Here is a 17,056-nt window from a genome sequence, read left to right on the forward strand (position 1 = left end):
GCAATACGGTCGGCGTGATTCCGAAAGCACTCGTGCACCGTGAGGTCGCCGATGTAGACGCCGACGAGCTGATCGTCACCGACACGATGCGTGAGCGGAAGAAGATCATGGAGGACCGCGCCGACGCGTTCATCACCTTGCCCGGTGGGATCGGGACGTTGGAGGAGCTGTTCGAGACATGGACGGCGGGCTACCTGGGCATGCACAGCAAGCCGATGGTGATGCTCGATCCATTCGGACATTTCGACGGCATGATGCAGTGGATAGAAGGTTTGCGAGAGACCGGATTCGTCCAGCAACGCGCCCTGGACGCCCTGGTCAGAACGTCGACCGTCGATGCAGCACTGGATGCCTGCGCAACGTTGTGACAGGTCACCAAGCGCGGCCACGAAGTGAGATGCTCAAAGTTGTTACTCTCAAGTAGGGTAAGAAATCTCACATCGTCTTCAAAGGGGAGTTCATGGCTGTCGATGCCCGTCAGAAAATTGGAGTGACCGACCTCGCGGTCGCGTTGCCGAAAATGGTGACGGAGGTGCCTAGTCTGCTCAAGGGCCTGGCGGGATTCACCCGCAAGCCCGACCACAAAGCGTCGATAGGTCAGGTCTTCCAGGACGCCGCCGCGAAGAACAGCGACCGTCCGTTCGTGCGGTTCGAGGGCGAATCGATCACCTATCGGGACGCGAACGAACTCGTCAACCAGTACGCGGCGGTGTTCGCGGACCACGGGGTGAAGCGCGGCGACGTCGTCGGAATTCTCAGCAAGAACAGACCGGAGGCACTGTTCGCCGCGCTCGCTACCGTCAAGCTCGGTGCCACGGCGGGAATGCTGAACTACAACCAGCGCGGTGACGTGCTCGAGCACAGCCTCGGCATTCTCGACGCGAAGGTCCTCGTGCTGGACGAGAGCGCACAGGAAGCTCTCGATTCGCTCGACGGGGAGCCGAAGGTCGGAGCAGTACTGCCGCTGAAGAAGCTGGCCGAGCTCGCGGCGACGGCGTCGACGGCCAATCCGAAGGTCACCGCCGAGATCCAGGCCAAGGAGAAGGCGTTCTACATCTTCACCTCGGGCACCACCGGCATGCCGAAGGCCAGCCTGATGAGCCACTTCCGCTGGCTCAAGTCGATGTCCGGTCTGGGCAACATGGGTGTGCGGCTGCGCAGCAACGACGTCATCTACTGCTGCCTGCCGCTCTACCACAACAATGCGCTGACGGTGACGCTGTCCTCGGTGCTCGCAGGCGGCGCGACGATGGCCATCGGCAAGCAGTTCTCGGTGAGCAACTTCTGGGACGACATCCGGCTCAACAAGGCCACCGCGTTCACCTACATCGGTGAGCTGTGCCGCTACCTGCTGACACAGCCGGAGAAGCCTTCCGATCGGGACAACTCGGTCAAGCTGATCGTCGGCAACGGACTGCGCCCGGAGATCTGGGAAGAGTTCACCCAGCGATTCGGCATCTCCCGCGTTGCCGAGTTCTACGGTGCCAGCGAGTGCAACATCGCATTCATCAACGCCCTGAACATGAAGAAGACCGCAGGCGTCTGCCCGTTGCCGTACGCCGTCGTCCAGTACGACGAGGAGTCCGGCAAGGCCAAGCGCGGCCAGGACGGCAAGCTCCGCAAGGTCGGCAACGGCGAGGTCGGACTGCTGCTGTCCAAGGTCACCGACCGAGCACCGTTCGACGGCTACTCCGACGACAAGGCCACCGAGAAGAAGCTGGTGCGCGACGGATTCAAGGACGGCGACGCTTGGTTCGACACCGGCGACCTGGTCCGCAAGCAGGGCTTCATGCACGTCGCGTTCGTCGACCGCCTCGGTGACACCTTCCGCTGGAAGGGCGAGAACGTCGCGACCACACAGGTCGAAGGAGCCCTGGGTGGGCACTCGTCGATCGACGGCGCCGTCGTGTACGGCGTCGACATCGAGGGAACCGACGGCAAAGCAGGCATGGCTGCGGTGACGCTGCGCGAAGGCGAGACCTTCGACGGCAAGACGATGGCCGAGCACCTCTACGACAAGCTCCCGACGTACGCGGTGCCCCTCTTCGTCAGGGTCGTCGAGAGCCTCGAGCAGACGTCGACGTTCAAGAGCCAGAAGGTGGCCCTGCGAAAGCTCGGCTACGAAGAGGACAGCGACAGCGACCTGTACGTGCTGCGTGGCAAGTCCGGTGGCTACGAGAAGGCGTACGACGGTTACGTGGCCGAGGTCGCCGCAGGCAAGGCACCCAAGGGCTGAGCACTCGAAATATGCCCACGTGCCACTATTGATTTCATGAGCACTCTCTGCGGCAAACCGGTCGCCGACGATCGCGCATTGGTCATGGCGATCGTCAATCGCACCCCCGATTCGTTCTACGACGGGGGTGCGAACTTTTCCGACGACGCAGCGATGGCGTCGGTGCACCGGGCCGTCGCGGAGGGTGCCGACATGATCGACATCGGCGGTGTGAAGGCCGGCCCCGGCACCATCGTCGACGCCGAGGAGGAGATTCGCCGCGTCGTTCCGTTCGTCGAGGCCATCCGGGACGCGTACCCGGAGCTGTTGATCAGTGTGGACACCTGGCGCAGCGAGGTCGCTCGACTGGCCTGTGGCGTCGGCGCGGATCTGATCAACGACACGTGGGCCGGGGCCGACCCGGAGCTGGTGCGTGTCGCTGCCGCCGAAGGTGTCGGCATCGTCTGCTCGCACACCGGCGGGGCGGTGCCCCGTACGCGCCCGCATCGTGTTCGGTACACCGATGTGGTGGCCGACGTGATCGCCGAAGTCACCGCCGCCGCGGAGAACGCCGTCGCGGAGGGGGTGAAAAAGGATTCGATTCTCATCGATCCGACGCACGATTTCGGGAAAAACACCTATCACGGGCTCGAGTTGTTGCGTCGCGTGGACGATCTTGTAAACACCGGGTGGCCTGTGCTCATGGCGCTGAGCAACAAGGACTTCGTAGGCGAGACTCTAGGGGTAGAGCTCGCCGACCGGTTGGAGGGAACATTGGCAGCGACAGCATTGGCCGCAGCAGGCGGAGCCCGAATGTTCCGGGTTCACGAAGTTGCGTCGACCAGAAGAGTCGTCGACATGGTGGCAGCGATCCAGGGTCTGAGAACCCCGGCGCGGACGGTCAGGGGTCTGGCATGACACTTGCAGATCGAACGGACGTCACCAGGGCGTGGTCCGAGACCAACAGCTGGGACACCCCGCAATGGACCGTCGCCGAACTCGAGGCCGCCAAAGCGGGCCGAACGGTGTCGGTGGTACTCCCGGCGCTCAACGAGGAACAGACGGTCGCCGCCGTCATCGACACGATCCACCCGTTGCTCGGCGGTCTCGTCGACGAGCTGATCGTGTTGGACTCCGGTTCCACCGACGAAACGGCTGTGCGCGCGACGGCGGCCGGTGCACGGGTCATCAGCAGAGAAGAAGCGGTACCAGGGGTCGACCCGGTACCAGGCAAGGGCGAGGTGCTGTGGCGATCGGTGGCTGCGTCGACCGGTGACCTCATCGCGTTCGTCGACTCCGACCTGATCAACCCCGATCCGGCGTTCGTACCCAAGTTGCTCGGCCCCCTGCTGATGGGCGACGGCATCCACCTCGTCAAGGGTTACTACCGCCGTCCGTTGCGGACCAGCGGAACCGAGGACGCCAACGGCGGTGGACGCGTCACCGAGCTGGTGGCACGGCCGCTGCTCGCTGCGTTGCGGCCCGAGCTGACCGGGGTCATTCAGCCCCTCGGGGGCGAGTACGCCGGTACGCGTGAGCTTCTGTCCGCGGTGCCGTTCGCGCCCGGCTACGGAGTGGAGATCGGGCTGTTGCTCGATACCTACGACAGGCTCGGGCTGGGGGCGATCGGCCAGGTGAATCTGGGAGTGCGCAAGCACCGCAACCGCCCGCTGGTCGAACTCGGGGCGATGAGCCGACAGATCGTCGGGACGATGCTCAACCGCTGCGGGATGGTCGATTCCGGTGCCGGTCTTCTGCAGTTCCGCGTCGACGGTGACTCGTTCGAGCCGTTCTCGACCGAGGTGTCGTTGTTGGATCGACCGGCGATGAACTCGCTGAAATAGTCGTGTCGGGCGGTCGTGACAAGATCGAGGCATGTTGACGCTGCTGATCTACGTCGTCGTCATTGCCGTCGTCGCTGCTGCATTGTTCTTCGTGGCGTCGGCGGTGTTCGGTCGCGGTGAGGAACTGGGCCCGTTGCCCGAGGGAACCACCGCGACCGTTCTGCCCGCGGAGGGCGTCACCGGTGCCGACGTGCGCGCGCTGAAGTTCCAGCAGAGCCTGCGGGGTTACAAGCCCAGTGAGGTCGACTGGGCACTGGAGAGACTCGGCGGCGAGATCGACATGCTTCGTTCGCGATTGTCGGCCGCGCAGTCCTCGGGTACCCCGCAGTCGGCCGCATCCGAGCCGGACGGGCAATGAGTGCTGTCGCCGGACCGGACGGCAAGCTCCGCTGCCCGTGGGGTGCCACCGACGACTCTGTGTATCGGGATTACCACGACGTCGAGTGGGGGCAGCCGCTTCACGGGCGCAACGAGCTCTACGAGCGACTGTGTCTCGAAGCGTTCCAATCGGGTCTGGCGTGGATCACGATCCTGCGCAAGCGCGAGAGTTTCCGCACCGCATTCGCCGGTTTCGATCCGGAGCAGGTGGCCCGCTTCGACGAGGCCGATGTGGATCGGTTGATGAATGACGCGTCCATCGTGCGCAATCGGCTCAAGATCGAGGCAGCGGTGAACAACGCGCGCGCCGTCGTCGATCTCCACGACACCGACCTCGACACCCTGCTGTGGTCCTTCGCGCCGGAACCCAGGCCGGCGCGCCTGACCGAGTTCTCCGAAGTGCCCGCCTCGACTCCCGAGTCCACAGCCATGGCCAAGGAGCTCAAGCGGCGTGGTCTGCGGTTCGTCGGTCCGACAACCGCCTACGCCCTGATGCAGGCCACCGGAATGGTCGACGATCACCTGTCGGAGTGCTGGGTGCAGGTCACGAATACCGACTCCGTTTCCCGGTATCGAGGTCGATAGGGAAGAATAGGAGTCAACACCCGTCGCCCCGCGACGAATTTATCTTTTAGGCCGAGGCGCCGAGTTGGTGGGCGCAGATCTGGAGGGAGCAGAGGATGGCGGCGATGAAGCCCCGGACCGGGGACGGTCCCCTCGAAGCAACCAAAGAGGGACGAGGAATCGTCATGCGTGTCCCGCTCGAGGGGGGCGGCCGCCTGGTCGTCGAATTGACCCCCGACGAGGCCGCGGCACTCGGTGACGAACTGAAGGGTGTCACCGGCTGATCGCCCTGTCGATCGATCATCGCTCAGCCCCGCTGGCCGTACCGGCAAGCGGGGCTTTGTGTTGTTTCCAAGGGTGTGCGTGCCGGTGTGAAAGAGGTGCTCGATGCTGACCGATGTCGTGGACGTGCTGTTGTGTCCGCAGTGCCGAGTGCGCGAGGTCGACTCCGGACTCGGTGTAGGCGACACCGATCGGACGCTGTGGTGCGATCGAGGGCATTCGTTCGACGTGGCCCGGCAGGGTTACGTCAGTCTGCTCACCGGTGACGGCGGCAAGTTCGCCGGCGACTCGGCCGAGATGATCGCGGCACGCGACGTGTTCCTGGAGAAGGGGCATTTCGACCCGATCGCCGCAGCGGTCTCGGCGGGTGTCCCGGTGGACAGCGAGGTGGTGCTCGACGTCGGAGTCGGAACCGGTCACTACCTCGCGGCTGTTCTCGACGCCCGCCCCGAGGCCCGGGGGATAGGCGTCGACGTGTCGAAGTTCGCGGCCAGGCGCGCCGCACGATCCCACCCCAGGCTGGGGTCCGTGGTCGCGGACATCTGGAGTGGACTTCCGGTGCGGTCGGGTGCCCTGTCCGCGGTGACGTGCGTGTTCGCCCCACGCAACGCCGGCGAGCTGAACCGAGTCCTCGTCGACGACGGAGTGTTGGTCGTCGTCACGCCCACGATGCGACATCAGCGTGAACTGCGGGGCCCACTGGGCCTCATCGGCGTCGCCGAGGACAAGACCCGCCGGCTCGGCGAATCGTTGTCCGGCCTGTTCGAGCCGGTGGCGGAGTCTGCGCTCGACTACTCGATGATGCTCTCGCACAACGACATCGAAGCGCTGATCGGCATGGGTCCGTCGTCGCGACACGGTGACCCCGACGCTCGGTCCGCTGCCCTGGGGGAGCTACCGGACGTCACCGAGGTCACCGCGTCGGTGACGGTGTCGACCTATCGCAGGGTGAATCGCTGAGTCGTCCCGATCAGCGGCGCCGCGCCAGCGCGTCGTTGTAGACGGCGAGAGTCTGCTTCGCGATAGAGGCCCAGGAGAACTCGGCGACAGCGCGCTCGCGGCCCGCCTTGCCCATCGCCGTCGCGAGCGTGGGGTCGAGGGCGACCTCGTTGACGGTGTCGGCGAGGGTTCGCTCGAAAGCGTCGGGTTCGTAGGAGTTGTAGTGCACCAGGCGTCCGGTGCGGCCCTCGTCGACGACCTCGGGGATGCCGCCGACATCCGAAGCCACCACGGCGGTTTCGCAGGCCATCGCCTCGAGGTTGACGATGCCGAGTGGCTCGTACACCGAGGGGCAGACGAACACTGCTGCTGCCGTGAGAATCTCGCGAATCTTGTCGGTGGGCAGCATGTCCTTGACCCAGAACACGCCGCTGCGCTGCTCGGCGAGCGACGCCACCGCGCGCTCGGTCTCCGCGGCGATCTCCGGTGTATCGGGCGCGCCTGCACACAGGACGAGCTGGATCGACGGGTCGAAATGGTGGGCGGCCGCGATCAGGTGCCCGACGCCCTTCTGCCGGGTGATGCGTCCGACGAACGCGACGATCGGCTTGCTTCGATCGACGCCGATCTCGTCCAGGGTCGAGGTGCCGTGATCGGCGAACCACCGCTGGGTGTCGATTCCGTTGCGCACCACGTGAACCCGGCTCGGATCGAGTCGCGGATAGGCGTCGAGCACATCTTTGGCCATGCCCTCGCTGACGGCGATGACCGCGTCGGCGTACTCCACGGCGTTGCGCTCGGACCACGACGAGATGCGATATCCGCCGCCGAGCTGTTCGGCCTTCCACGGCCGACGCGGCTCGAGGGAGTGCGCGGTGAGGATATGGGGGACGTCGTACAACTCTGCTGCCAGATGACCTGCGAGCCCGGTGTACCAGGTGTGCGAATGCACCACGTCCGCGCCTGCGGCGGCGTTCGCCATGCGCAGCTCGGCCGACAACGTCGTCAACGCAGCGTTGGCTCCGGCGAGCGCGGGATCCGGGTCGTGCACCTGCGCAGTGTCGCGGGGCGCGCCCATACAGTGGATGTCCACGTCGCACAGCGACTTCAGCTGCGCGGACAACTCGGTGACATGAACGCCAGCGCCACCGTAGATCTCCGGGGGATATTCCTTGGTCATCATTGCTACGCGCACGTGAACGAACCTACATTCCCCAGCAGTTGTGCGTGTACTGCTCGCAAGGTTCTCTCGGTGCGGATAGGTTGAGTGGGTGAGGACACAACCGCACGTACTAGGGATCGTGCTTGCCGGCGGCGAGGGTAAGCGTCTTTACCCGATGACCGCGGACCGAGCCAAGCCGGCAGTTCCCTTCGGGGGCGCCTACCGACTCATCGACTTCGTGCTGAGCAATCTCGTCAACGCCGGTTACCTCCGGCTCTGCGTGCTCACCCAGTACAAGTCCCATTCACTGGACCGCCACATCTCGCAGACGTGGCGGCTGTCCGGATTCGCCGGGGAGTACATCACTCCGGTTCCCGCGCAGCAGCGTCTCGGACCCCGGTGGTACACCGGCAGCGCCGACGCGATCTTCCAGTCGCTGAACCTGGTGTACGACGAGGACCCCGAGTACATCGTGGTCTTCGGAGCCGACCACGTGTACCGGATGGATCCGGAACAGATGGTGCAGCAGCACATCGACTCCGGCGCGGGCGTCACCGTCGCCGGTATCCGGGTTCCGCGCAGCGAGGCCTTCGCGTTCGGGTGCATCGATTCGGACGAGAACGGCAAGATCACCCAGTTCCTGGAGAAGCCGGCGCAGCCGCCCGGCACCCCGGACGACCCGGACGTCACCTATGCGTCCATGGGCAACTACGTGTTCACCACCAAGGTGCTCGTCGACGCCATCAAAGCCGACTCCGAGAACGTCGACTCCGACCACGACATGGGCGGCGACATCATTCCGGCGCTCGTCGAAGCGGGCGTCGCCTCGGTCTACGACTTCAACGACAACGTCGTGCCCGGTGCCACCGAGCGCGACCGCGGCTACTGGCGAGACGTGGGCACCATCGATGCCTTCTACGACGCCCACATGGATCTGGTGTCGGTGCACCCCATCTTCAACCTGTACAACCGCCGCTGGCCCATCCGCGGATCGGCCGAGAACCTGCCGCCCGCCAAGTTCGTCCAGGGCGGCTTGGCTCAGGAGTCGGTCGTCGGTGCCGGGTGCATCCTGTCCGCGGCCACGGTCCGCAACTCGGTGCTCAGCTCCAACGTCATGATCGACAGCGGCGCAACCGTCGAGGGCAGCGTCCTGATGCCCGGCGTCCGGATCGGCAAGGGTGCCGTCGTGCGGCACGCGATCCTGGACAAGAACGTCGTGGTGGGCGACGGCGAGATCATCGGCGTCGACCACGAACGCGATCGCGAACGCTTCAACGTCAGTGCCGGGGGAGTCGTCTCCGTCGGCAAGGGCGTCTGGATCTAGAGCCTGCGGCATGTGAACGGTAATTCGTAACCCGCTACGAGTTACCGCTCACATGCGGCGCAGCCGCTCACGCTCTCGACGCGCAGATCAACCCGTCGCCCAAGGGCAGCAGCACCGTCGTCAGACGGTCGTCCTCGGCGATGGCCCGGGCAGCGGAACGGACTGCAACAGCGGTGGCGTCGCGCTGAGTGGGATCGGCGACCCGTCCGCCGAGCAACGCGTTGTGCAGCACCAGAACTCCGCCGGGGCGCAGCAGCCTGACGCTCTCGGCAACGAAGTGCGGATGGTCGGCCGGACTGGCATCGATGAACACCAAATCGTAGGTGTCGTCGGCCAACCGGGGGAGCACGTCCAACGCCCAACCGTTGATCAGCCGGGTACGTGAAGGCGCAATTCCCCCCGCGCGGAACGCTTCTCGGGCCGCGCGCTGGTGCTCCGGTTCGGTGTCGATGGTGGTGAGAACGCCGTCCGCGCGCATCCCGTCGAGCAGCCACAGTCCGCTGATGCCTGCGCCTGTTCCGATTTCGACGACGGTCTTCGCGCCGAGCATCTGGGTGAAGATGGACAGAATCGCTCCGACCGACGGCGGTACCGGGGCGGCACCGAGGTCGACGGCTCGCTCTCTGGCTGCGATCAGAACCTCGTCCTCCTGGGCGGAGTCTTCGGCGTAGGCGAGCATCTTCTCGGCGTTGGTCGGCACGCCCCGAGGCTATCGTGCCCAGGGCACATTCTCACGCACACATTCTCAGGTGCGCCTCAGCTGTTTCATACCGGACCCACACGCGGGTCCGTCAGGCTATGGAGGAATCGAAGGTCCATCTCGATTGCGAAGTGTGAGCTGGAACATCCGAGGGTAGTCGTCGGTTGAATCAGAAGGACGTACGCAGTCCTGAGCAGGAGGATCCAACTATTTACAAGATCAACGGCGATCGCGACACCGCGCGTCTACCCGAGTCCGTACCCGCGCCCGACGACCTCAGCGGCACCGCAGTGTTCGATGCGACCGGCGAGGACTCCACCATGCCGTCCTGGGACGAACTGGTTCGCGAACACGGCGACCGCGTCTACCGACTGGCCTACCGTCTGTCCGGCAACGCTCAGGACGCCGAGGACCTGACGCAGGACACCTTCATTCGCGTGTTCCGCTCCCTGTCGAACTACCAGCCGGGCACCTTCGAAGGGTGGCTGCACCGCATCACCACCAACCTGTTCCTGGACATGGTTCGCCGTCGTAGCCGCATCCGTATGGAAGCGCTTCCCGAGGATTACGACCGCGTTCCCTCCGACCGACCCAACCCCGAGCAGATCTACCACGATGCCCGCCTCGATCCCGATCTGCAGTCCGCGCTCGACTCGCTGGCACCCGAGTTCCGCGCCGCAATCGTGCTGTGCGACATCGAAGGACTGTCCTACGAAGAGATCGGTGCGACACTGGGCGTCAAGCTCGGAACGGTTCGCAGTCGCATTCACCGTGGACGCCAGGCGCTACGCGAGTACCTTCGAGTGCACGGGAAGGTCGACTCCGGTCACGCAAGTGTCCACTAGCTACGAGGAGGGTTGGATGACGCAGGCGCGCAAGCCGAAGCAATTCAGCTCCACCGAACATCTGGCCAGTGAGGCCGTCGCGGCGTACGTCGACGGCGAATTGCGAATGCCCGCTTATCTCCGTGCAGCCGACCATCTGTCCGAATGCCCCGAGTGCGCCGCCGAGGTCGAGGCTCAGCAGCAGGCGCGCAAGGCCTTGCGTGGAGCAGGGGAGATGTCGATGCCCCATTCTCTGCTCGGTCTGCTCAGCCAGATACCGTCCTGCGCCGGCGAGGATCGGCCGTCCCACACCAAGCGAACCTTCATGTCCGCCGTAGCCGACGTCCGCCGTCGACGACGCTGACGGTGCCCGACTCTTCTCACCTGCATCGAGCCGCGCCGACCGCTCGAGTGATACTGAACTCTCACACCGACGTATGCGAGGGGTAACCGGACGCGTGACATCGAATTCGACCAGCACCGAGACCGCAGGCACCGATCCGGCAGATTCCGAGGCCGCAGGGACCGGTCCGGAAGGTCCTCGGTTGCCACCGCGTCCGCTGTATCGACCCTCCGTCGATCCGGTGTCGGCCTCGGTGTTCGGACGTCCCGACGACGTGGACGGTTCCTTCTCTCCTCGTAGGCCCGGCGACGAACTTCCCTCGCGCGTTTCGGTGCGCCCACCCGATCCTGTCCTCGCCGAGGCGTTCGGTCGCCCGAACGATGCCCATGAATCACTGCAACGAGACCCGAACGCCGAGGACGAGAGCGACACCGCCCCGTCGGCTCCGGCCGATCCGTGGCGCGACCCCACCTCTCGGGTCTCCCTCGGCAGCGCGGCGCTCGATTCCCCGCCCCCTCCCGTTCTTCCACCTGGCACCAAACTCGGTGTGCGAGACGTGCTGTTCGGTCGGTCTGTGTCCGTCCGAGCTCTCGTCGTACTCGGTGTTCTCGCACTCGTCATCGGATTGGTAGGCGGGCTGTTCGGTCGCCTCACCGCCGAGGTGACGGGCGCGTTGACCAGCCAGAAAGTGACGCTGACCCAGTCCAGCGGCGACGACATCCCGCGCGGACAGATCAGCAACGTCGCCGACGCCGTCCTGCCGTCCGTCGTCTCCATCCAGGTGACGCTCGGCGAGACCGGCGGCACCGGCTCGGGCGTCGTCATCGACGGTGCCGGCTACATCGTGACGAACAACCACGTGATCTCCCTGGCGGCATCCGACCCGGAGAACTCGACACTCGAAGTGACCTTCTCCGACGGCACCAAGGTGCCCGCCGACATCGTCGGCCGCGACACCAAGACCGACCTCGCCGTCCTCAAGACCGATGTCGGCAACCTCACCGTCGCCGAACTCGGTCGTTCCGACGACGTTCGCGTCGGGCAGGACGTGATCGCGGTCGGCTCGCCGCTGGGATTGAACAAGACCGTCACCTCCGGCATCGTCAGCGCGCTCGATCGGCCCGTGGCGCTGTCCGGTGAAGGCACCGATACCAACGCCGTCATCGATGCCGTTCAGACCGACGCCGCCATCAACCCCGGCAACTCCGGCGGTCCGCTCATCGACTTCGAGGGCCGCGTGATCGGCATCAACTCGGCCATCCGAAGCGAGAGCGGCGGATCGGTCGGCCTCGGCTTCGCGATCCCCGTCGACGAGGTCACCGAGGTGACGCAGAGTCTCATTCGGGACGGCGTCATGCGTCATCCCGACTTCGGCGTCAACGCCCGATCGGTCATCAACGACACCTCCGCCGGGGCAGAAGTGGCCAACGTGCGCTCGGGCGGGCCTGCTCAGGAAGCGGGCATCGTCGAGGGAGACGTCATCACGAAGGTCGGCGACCGCACCGTGGGTAACGCCGACGAACTGGTCGTCGCCGTGCAGGCCACGACGATCGGGGAGTCGGTTCCGGTGCAACTCGTCCGGTCGGGACGGCTGGTGGACCTCTCCGTCACGCCGGTTTCGGACTGACGACGTAGGCTGGCAGGCGTGTTCGGCAACATCGGTTGGGGAGAGCTCGTCATTCTCCTCGTAGCAGCTCTCGTGATCCTCGGCCCCGATCGCCTCCCCGGCGCCATCAGCTGGGTGTCCAAGTCGATCCGGCAGGTCAAGGACTACGCCAACGGCGCGAGCCAACAGCTCAAGGACGAGCTCGGCACCGACTTCGAGGACCTTCGCAAGCCGCTTGCCGATCTCAACCAGCTCCGGGGCATGACCCCTCGCGCGGTGATCACCAAACACCTGCTCGACGGTGACGACTCGGTCTTCAAGAACCCACTCGACGACACCTTCAAGGGCAAGCCCTTCGAGACCAAGCCGAAGAACGTCGGCGGACCGACTCCACAGACCGGAACCGCTCGCAGTGGGGTGTCGATGAGCAAGAACGAGCCGAAACTGTCTGCAGGCGATACCCCGCCGATCGACGCCGACGCCACGTAAGCCTGAATCCTCGGTCGCCGCTCCCGACCACGCCCATTCGGATCAATGCGGGATTCAGTCACTCTGAGTGCAACAAAGCCACATTGATCCACAGCTGGGTGGGGGCCGTCAGTCAGGCCGGCTGCCACGCGTGTCTAGAGCTTGCGCGCCGAGTCGATTCCGAGTGACATGCCGACCAGTCCGCGTTCACGGACTGCCAATTTCGCTGCCACGGCTTCGAGTGCTTGTGCTGCAGGCGATTCCGGGTTGCTCAGTACAATCGGAGTGCCGGCGTCTCCGCCTTCTCGGACGGCGGTGTCGAGGGGGATCTGACCCAGCAGAGGCACGCTGGCACCCACTGCCTTGGTCAGTCTGTCGGATACGTCCTGTCCGCCACCGGATCCGAAGATGTCCATCCGGGTACCGTCGGGCAGTTCGAGCCACGACATGTTCTCCACAACGCCTGCCACGCGCTGACGCGTCTGCAATGCAATCGCGCCCGCTCGTTCGGCCACCTCGGCCGCGGCCTGCTGCGGAGTGGTGACGACGAGGATCTCGGCACTCGGAATGAGTTGGGCGACAGAGATCGCCACGTCACCGGTGCCGGGCGGGAGGTCGAGCAGCAGTACGTCCAGATCGCCCCAGAAGACATCGGCGAGGAACTGCTGCAGTGCGCGGTGCAGCATCGGCCCGCGCCAGACGACGGGGGTGTTGCCCTGGGTGAACTGCGCGATCGAGATGAACTTCACTCCGTGCGCCTGCGGCGGCATGATCATCTTCTCGACCTGCGTCGGCCGCGCGTCGTTTCCGAGCATCCGGGGCACGGAGTGACCGTAGATGTCGGCGTCGAGCACGCCGACCGACAGCCCACGGGCGGTCAGTGACGCGGCGAGATTGACCGTCACGCTGGACTTGCCCACGCCGCCCTTGCCCGACGCCACCGCGTACACGCGCGTCAGGGATCCGGGTTGCGCGAAGGGAATGATCGGCTCCGCGGAATCGCCGCGCAGAGATTTGCGGAGCTCGGTGCGCTGCTCGTCGTTCATGACGTCGAGTTCGACCGTCACGGTGCCCACGCCGGCGACGTCGGCGACGGCGTTCTTCACGCGATCGCTGATTTCGGTCTTCATCGGGCAGCCGGAAGTGGTCAGATAGATGCCGACGCCGACCGCGCCGTCGTCGGAGATGTCGATGCTCTTGACCATCCCGAGGTCGGTGATGGGTTTGCGGATCTCGGGGTCGATCACCTTCGTGAGTGCGGTCCGAACGTCGGATTCGGTCAGTACAGCCATTGCCTCATGCTAGGCGGTGGGTCGTGCGCCGACGGACAGCAGGGCAGGCGCGGGCGCGATGTCAGTGAATGCGGGGCAGCTGGTCCGAGGACGGGACGATGCCGGTGGCGTAGCCGGCCGACCATGCGAGCACGTTCGCCACATAGGCCATCGAATTGTTGTAGCGCAGGATCGCTTTGGTGGTCGATCCCAGATCGCGCATGTCGGTGCCGTTGTCGCACAGGTACATGCCGGTGGCCAGGGCTGCGTCGAACAGGTTCTGGGGGTCGGAGACTCCGTCGCCGTTGCCGTCGGCGTGATAGAGGTTCCACGTCGAGGGCAGGAACTGCATGGGTCCCACTGCGCGGTCGTATTCGGCATCGCCGTCGAGCGCCCCGCCGTCGGTGTCACGAATCACCTGGTTGCCGGCCAGTGTGCCGTTCAGCCGGGGGCCGAGGATGGGTTCGTGCAGTTCGCCCGAGTCGTCGACCTTGCCGTTGTTGGCATGGGTGGATTCGACGCGGCCGATGCCGGCGATGACGGTCCAGCCGATGCCGCAGCCGGGTTGCTGCTGGGCCAGGATCCGCTCGGCGTTCTTGTACGCCGAGACGTTGACGACCGGGATGGCGATGGGGCTGACGGCGAGGTTGGTGGGCAGCTCGGGTGTGGGCGGGATCTCGGGAATCGGCGCGGGTGCGGGGACCGCGGCGGGCACCGGCTGCTCGGCCTGAGCCACCGGCTGCGCCTGCTGGTCCTGGGCGATCGGCTGCGGAGTCTCCACCACGGAGTTCGATTCCTGGGCGGCCGTGGTGGTCTTGGCCGAGACGAACGGAATGTATTCCGTGGCTCCGGCGCTGGTGGCGGCGGTGACGAGTCCTGCGGGGACGAGACCTGCCAGAGCAATCACCGAGTTCCGTCGAACCTTGGAAGTCGATGCTTTTCTGTGACGACCCACGCGTGCTGTACCTCCTGATTTCCCCGGATGACAACCGGGGCCCGACCTGATGACCGGGATCGAGGGTACCTGATTCGAGACTGTTCCGTTATCGGGCCGTTACAGAGCGAGCCGCTACGTATCGAGGTCCGAGACCTCCGGGGTGCCCGCGTCGTCCTGCACCCTGGCGGCGGCCTTCTTCCGTGCTTTCTTCGGAGCCGCTGTGGGCTGGCCCGTCGCCTGCTCGAGGAGCGCCTTGATCTCGTCGAGTTCGCGGCGCAGGTAGTCGCGGGTGGCGACCTCGCCGACCGCGATCCGCAGCGATGCCAACTCGCGAGCGAGGAACTCGGTGTCGGCTTTCGTCTGTTGTGCGCGAGAACGGTCTTCCTCGAGCGAGACGCGGTCTCGGTCGTCCTGCCGATTCTGGGCCAGCAGAATCAGCGGAGCTGCGTACGCGGCCTGGGTCGAGAACGCGAGGTTGAGCAGGATGAAGGGATACGGGTCCCACCGAAGGTTGACCGCCACGACGTTGAGGAAGATCCAGACGATCACGATGCCCGTCTGGATCGCCAGGTAGCGGCCGGTACCGAGGAACCTCGCGGCCTTCTCGCCCGACCTGCCGAGGTCGAAATCGACGTTGACGTTGAACATCCGCGATCCGCGCGGAGTGTCCATTCTCTGGCGTGCTGTTTCTTTCACTGTCCGGCCACTTCCTGATCTCGCCAGTCCTCGGGCAGCAGGTGATCGAGGACGTCGTCCACGGTCACGGCCCCGACCAGGTGGTCCTCGTCGTCGACCACCGGGCCGCAGACGAGGTTGTACGTCGCGAAGTATCGCGTGACGGCGGTGAGGCTGTCCTCGGGCGACAAGCGCGGCAGGGCGCTGTCCACCACGCCGCCGACCAGACTCGCCGGGGGTTCTCGAAGTAGCTGCTGCAGATGTACGCAGCCGAGGTACGGCCCGGTGGGAGTGGCGGTGGGCGGCCGCACCACGAACACCAGTGAGGCGAGCGCGGGCGTCAGGTCGGGGTTGCGTACCCGGGCGAGCGCCTCGGCCACCGTCGTCGATGCGGTGAGTACGACGGGCTCGGGGGTCATCAGACCACCGGCGGTGTCGGGGGAGTGCTCGAGCAGCCGTCGGACGGGTGCTGAGTCCTCCGGATCCATCAGTCGCAGAAGCGATTCCGCTTCGGTCTCGGGCAGCTCTCCGAGGAGGTCGGCGGCGTCGTCGGGGTCCATGGCCTCGAGCACGTCGGCACCGCGGTCGACGCCGAGGTAGTGCATCAGCTCCACCTGATCGTCGTCGGGCAGTTCCTGGACGACGTCGGCGAGCCGTTCGTCGTCCAGGGCCCGCGCCACTTCCATGCGTCGTTTGACGGGAAGCTCGCGCATCGCGTTGGCGACGTCGGCCGCTCGCAGGTCCTCGAACTGCATGAGCAGCTGTGCCACACCCTGATCGGGCATCGACAGTTCGTTCTGCGTGAGTCCCTGCACGTGCAGCCAGTCCACGACATGGATGGCACCGCGGCGCGCCAGGCGCTGACGTTGTTTGCGTACGGCTACTCGCGCGACGACCCAGTCCCGCGTTCGGGTGAGCTCGATACCCAGATCGACGACGATGGAATCGGCGTCGTGCAGCTCGTCGAGTTCGGGGTCGTCGACGCGCACCTTGGAGTCGAGGATCTGGGCGAACACCAGGATCTCGTTCGCGCGCTGGGTGAATCGCCGCAGACTGACGTTGCCGGTGGTGAGTTGAACCGAGTTGGGCTCGATACTGGTGACTCTGAGCATCGGTACGAAAATTCTTCGGCGCGTTGCCAATTCGACCACGAGGCCGAGGACTCTGGGTTGCGCTCTGCCGACCCGCATCGAGATGACCACGTCGCGAACTCGGCCGATGGATTCGCCGTCGGGGCCCAGGACGCCCAGGCCGGCGAGCCTGGCCGCGAATACCTTGCTCAGTGCTGCCATGATGGCAAGGTTAGAGGTTGGGCGATACAGACGATGAATCAGACAGGGGTTGTGCTGCGGTGAATGCGTCGGGCCTACGGAGATCGGTGCTGGCCGTTCCGGGCAGTTCGGACAAGATGATCGCCAAGGCCAAGGGACTGCCTGCCGACGCGATCTTCCTCGATCTCGAAGACGCCGTCGCGCCCATCGCGAAAGTCGAGGCCCGCGCGCGCATCGTCGATGCTCTGAACTC

20 protein-coding genes are annotated in these 17,056 nt (G+C 65.5%); 14 read left to right on the forward strand and 6 right to left on the reverse strand.

Translation table 11 applies throughout. The annotated features are described in order from the left end of the window. The 8 genes from A2J02_RS20995 to A2J02_RS21030 form a co-directional block, all read left to right on the forward strand. A partial coding sequence (locus tag A2J02_RS20995; RefSeq protein ID WP_068053071.1) for a TIGR00730 family Rossman fold protein occupies positions 1 to 368 on the forward strand: 368 nt, incomplete at its 5' end. 92 nt (positions 369 to 460) lie between these two features. Further along, positions 461 to 2,236 carry a long-chain-acyl-CoA synthetase gene (locus tag A2J02_RS21000; RefSeq protein ID WP_068053074.1) on the forward strand — a complete coding sequence of 592 codons (1,776 nt, stop codon included), beginning with the start codon at positions 461 to 463 and terminating at the stop codon, positions 2,234 to 2,236. Between the two features lie 36 nt (positions 2,237 to 2,272). Next, positions 2,273 to 3,133 (forward strand): dihydropteroate synthase, encoded by an 861-nt coding sequence (folP, locus tag A2J02_RS21005; RefSeq protein WP_068053077.1) that lies wholly within the window; start codon positions 2,273 to 2,275, stop codon positions 3,131 to 3,133. Further along, positions 3,130 to 4,059, forward strand: a complete 930-nt coding sequence (locus A2J02_RS21010) for a glucosyl-3-phosphoglycerate synthase (protein ID WP_068053080.1) — start codon at positions 3,130 to 3,132, stop codon at positions 4,057 to 4,059. Before folP ends, A2J02_RS21010 begins: the two co-directional genes overlap by 4 nt. A gap of 31 nt (positions 4,060 to 4,090) precedes the next feature. Further along, positions 4,091 to 4,417: a DivIVA domain-containing protein gene (locus tag A2J02_RS21015; RefSeq protein WP_068053083.1), complete on the forward strand. Its 327-nt coding sequence runs from the start codon at positions 4,091 to 4,093 to the stop codon at positions 4,415 to 4,417. Then, complete coding sequence (locus tag A2J02_RS21020) at positions 4,414 to 5,022, forward strand: DNA-3-methyladenine glycosylase I (RefSeq protein ID WP_068053087.1); 609 nt, start codon at positions 4,414 to 4,416, stop codon at positions 5,020 to 5,022. Before A2J02_RS21015 ends, A2J02_RS21020 begins: the two co-directional genes overlap by 4 nt. Before the next feature lie 95 nt (positions 5,023 to 5,117). Then, positions 5,118 to 5,285 (forward strand): DUF3117 domain-containing protein, encoded by a 168-nt coding sequence (locus tag A2J02_RS21025; protein WP_008714277.1) that lies wholly within the window; start codon positions 5,118 to 5,120, stop codon positions 5,283 to 5,285. A gap of 103 nt (positions 5,286 to 5,388) precedes the next feature. After that, positions 5,389 to 6,243 (forward strand): methyltransferase domain-containing protein, encoded by an 855-nt coding sequence (locus A2J02_RS21030; RefSeq protein WP_082898953.1) that lies wholly within the window; start codon positions 5,389 to 5,391, stop codon positions 6,241 to 6,243. Positions 6,244 to 6,253: 10 nt separating this feature from the next. On the opposite strand, the gene glgA is transcribed toward A2J02_RS21030, so the two are convergent. Further along, entirely contained in the window at positions 6,254 to 7,417 is a 1,164-nt protein-coding gene (gene glgA, locus A2J02_RS21035; protein WP_068053090.1) for a glycogen synthase, read from the reverse strand. Between the two features lie 76 nt (positions 7,418 to 7,493). On the opposite strand from glgA, the gene glgC reads away from it, so the two are divergent. Beyond that, positions 7,494 to 8,708: a glucose-1-phosphate adenylyltransferase gene (glgC, locus tag A2J02_RS21040; RefSeq protein WP_032394095.1), complete on the forward strand. Its 1,215-nt coding sequence runs from the start codon at positions 7,494 to 7,496 to the stop codon at positions 8,706 to 8,708. Between the two features lie 67 nt (positions 8,709 to 8,775). Here glgC and A2J02_RS21045 read toward each other — a convergent pair whose 3' ends face one another. Beyond that, entirely contained in the window at positions 8,776 to 9,387 is a 612-nt protein-coding gene (locus A2J02_RS21045; RefSeq protein ID WP_068053115.1) for an O-methyltransferase, read from the reverse strand. A gap of 239 nt (positions 9,388 to 9,626) precedes the next feature. Between A2J02_RS21045 and sigE the strand changes: the two genes are divergently transcribed. From sigE to tatB, 4 genes are all read left to right on the forward strand, one after another. After that, the gene (gene sigE / locus A2J02_RS21050; RefSeq protein WP_052047749.1) at positions 9,627 to 10,253 is read left to right on the forward strand and encodes an RNA polymerase sigma factor SigE; all 627 of its coding nucleotides are present in this window, start codon (positions 9,627 to 9,629) and stop codon (positions 10,251 to 10,253) included. A gap of 16 nt (positions 10,254 to 10,269) precedes the next feature. After that, complete coding sequence (locus tag A2J02_RS21055; RefSeq protein WP_068053118.1) at positions 10,270 to 10,596, forward strand: anti-sigma factor family protein; 327 nt, start codon at positions 10,270 to 10,272, stop codon at positions 10,594 to 10,596. Positions 10,597 to 10,669: 73 nt separating this feature from the next. Continuing rightward, positions 10,670 to 12,202: a S1C family serine protease gene (locus tag A2J02_RS21060; protein WP_068053093.1), complete on the forward strand. Its 1,533-nt coding sequence runs from the start codon at positions 10,670 to 10,672 to the stop codon at positions 12,200 to 12,202. Between the two features lie 18 nt (positions 12,203 to 12,220). Beyond that, entirely contained in the window at positions 12,221 to 12,670 is a 450-nt protein-coding gene (tatB, locus tag A2J02_RS21065) for a Sec-independent protein translocase protein TatB (protein WP_068053096.1), read from the forward strand. A 134-nt stretch (positions 12,671 to 12,804) separates the two neighbouring features. Here tatB and A2J02_RS21070 read toward each other — a convergent pair whose 3' ends face one another. The 4 genes from A2J02_RS21070 to A2J02_RS21085 all read right to left on the reverse strand — a co-directional run bounded on the left by A2J02_RS21070 (position 12,805) and on the right by A2J02_RS21085 (position 16,824). Next, positions 12,805 to 13,941 (reverse strand): Mrp/NBP35 family ATP-binding protein, encoded by a 1,137-nt coding sequence (locus tag A2J02_RS21070; RefSeq protein WP_068053099.1) that lies wholly within the window; start codon positions 13,939 to 13,941, stop codon positions 12,805 to 12,807. A 61-nt stretch (positions 13,942 to 14,002) separates the two neighbouring features. Further along, complete coding sequence (locus tag A2J02_RS21075) at positions 14,003 to 14,875, reverse strand: lytic transglycosylase domain-containing protein (RefSeq protein WP_068053102.1); 873 nt, start codon at positions 14,873 to 14,875, stop codon at positions 14,003 to 14,005. Between the two features lie 114 nt (positions 14,876 to 14,989). After that, complete coding sequence (locus A2J02_RS21080) at positions 14,990 to 15,529, reverse strand: DUF1003 domain-containing protein (protein ID WP_068053104.1); 540 nt, start codon at positions 15,527 to 15,529, stop codon at positions 14,990 to 14,992. A 20-nt stretch (positions 15,530 to 15,549) separates the two neighbouring features. Further along, complete coding sequence (locus A2J02_RS21085; RefSeq protein WP_068053108.1) at positions 15,550 to 16,824, reverse strand: magnesium transporter MgtE N-terminal domain-containing protein; 1,275 nt, start codon at positions 16,822 to 16,824, stop codon at positions 15,550 to 15,552. A 59-nt stretch (positions 16,825 to 16,883) separates the two neighbouring features. Between A2J02_RS21085 and A2J02_RS27385 the strand changes: the two genes are divergently transcribed. Then, positions 16,884 to 17,056: aldolase/citrate lyase family protein (locus A2J02_RS27385; protein WP_269454989.1), on the forward strand; the 173-nt coding region annotated here is incomplete at its 3' end.

The sequence above is a fragment of the Rhodococcus sp. EPR-147 genome (assembly GCF_001647185.1).
In the GTDB taxonomy this organism is placed as follows: domain Bacteria; phylum Actinomycetota; class Actinomycetes; order Mycobacteriales; family Mycobacteriaceae; genus Rhodococcoides.

Bases quoted from the DNA above. Each gene is read 5' to 3' on its own strand.
- A2J02_RS21000 (WP_068053074.1), top strand. From the start codon at position 461: ATGGCTGTCGATGCCCGTCAGAAAATTGGAGTGACCGACCTCGCGGTC.
- folP (WP_068053077.1), top strand. From the start codon at position 2,273: ATGAGCACTCTCTGCGGCAAACCGGTCGCCGACGATCGCGCATTGGTC.
- A2J02_RS21010 (WP_068053080.1), top strand. From the start codon at position 3,130: ATGACACTTGCAGATCGAACGGACGTCACCAGGGCGTGGTCCGAGACC.
- A2J02_RS21015 (WP_068053083.1), top strand. From the start codon at position 4,091: ATGTTGACGCTGCTGATCTACGTCGTCGTCATTGCCGTCGTCGCTGCT.
- A2J02_RS21020 (WP_068053087.1), top strand. From the start codon at position 4,414: ATGAGTGCTGTCGCCGGACCGGACGGCAAGCTCCGCTGCCCGTGGGGT.
- A2J02_RS21025 (WP_008714277.1), top strand. From the start codon at position 5,118: ATGGCGGCGATGAAGCCCCGGACCGGGGACGGTCCCCTCGAAGCAACC.
- A2J02_RS21030 (WP_082898953.1), top strand. From the start codon at position 5,389: ATGCTGACCGATGTCGTGGACGTGCTGTTGTGTCCGCAGTGCCGAGTG.
- A2J02_RS21045 (WP_068053115.1), bottom strand. From the start codon at position 9,387: ATGCTCGCCTACGCCGAAGACTCCGCCCAGGAGGACGAGGTTCTGATC.
- A2J02_RS21055 (WP_068053118.1), top strand. From the start codon at position 10,270: ATGACGCAGGCGCGCAAGCCGAAGCAATTCAGCTCCACCGAACATCTG.
- A2J02_RS21060 (WP_068053093.1), top strand. From the start codon at position 10,670: ATGCGAGGGGTAACCGGACGCGTGACATCGAATTCGACCAGCACCGAG.
- A2J02_RS21070 (WP_068053099.1), bottom strand. From the start codon at position 13,941: ATGGCTGTACTGACCGAATCCGACGTTCGGACCGCACTCACGAAGGTG.
- A2J02_RS21080 (WP_068053104.1), bottom strand. From the start codon at position 15,529: ATGGACACTCCGCGCGGATCGCGGATGTTCAACGTCAACGTCGATTTC.
- A2J02_RS21085 (WP_068053108.1), bottom strand. From the start codon at position 16,824: ATGGCAGCACTGAGCAAGGTATTCGCGGCCAGGCTCGCCGGCCTGGGC.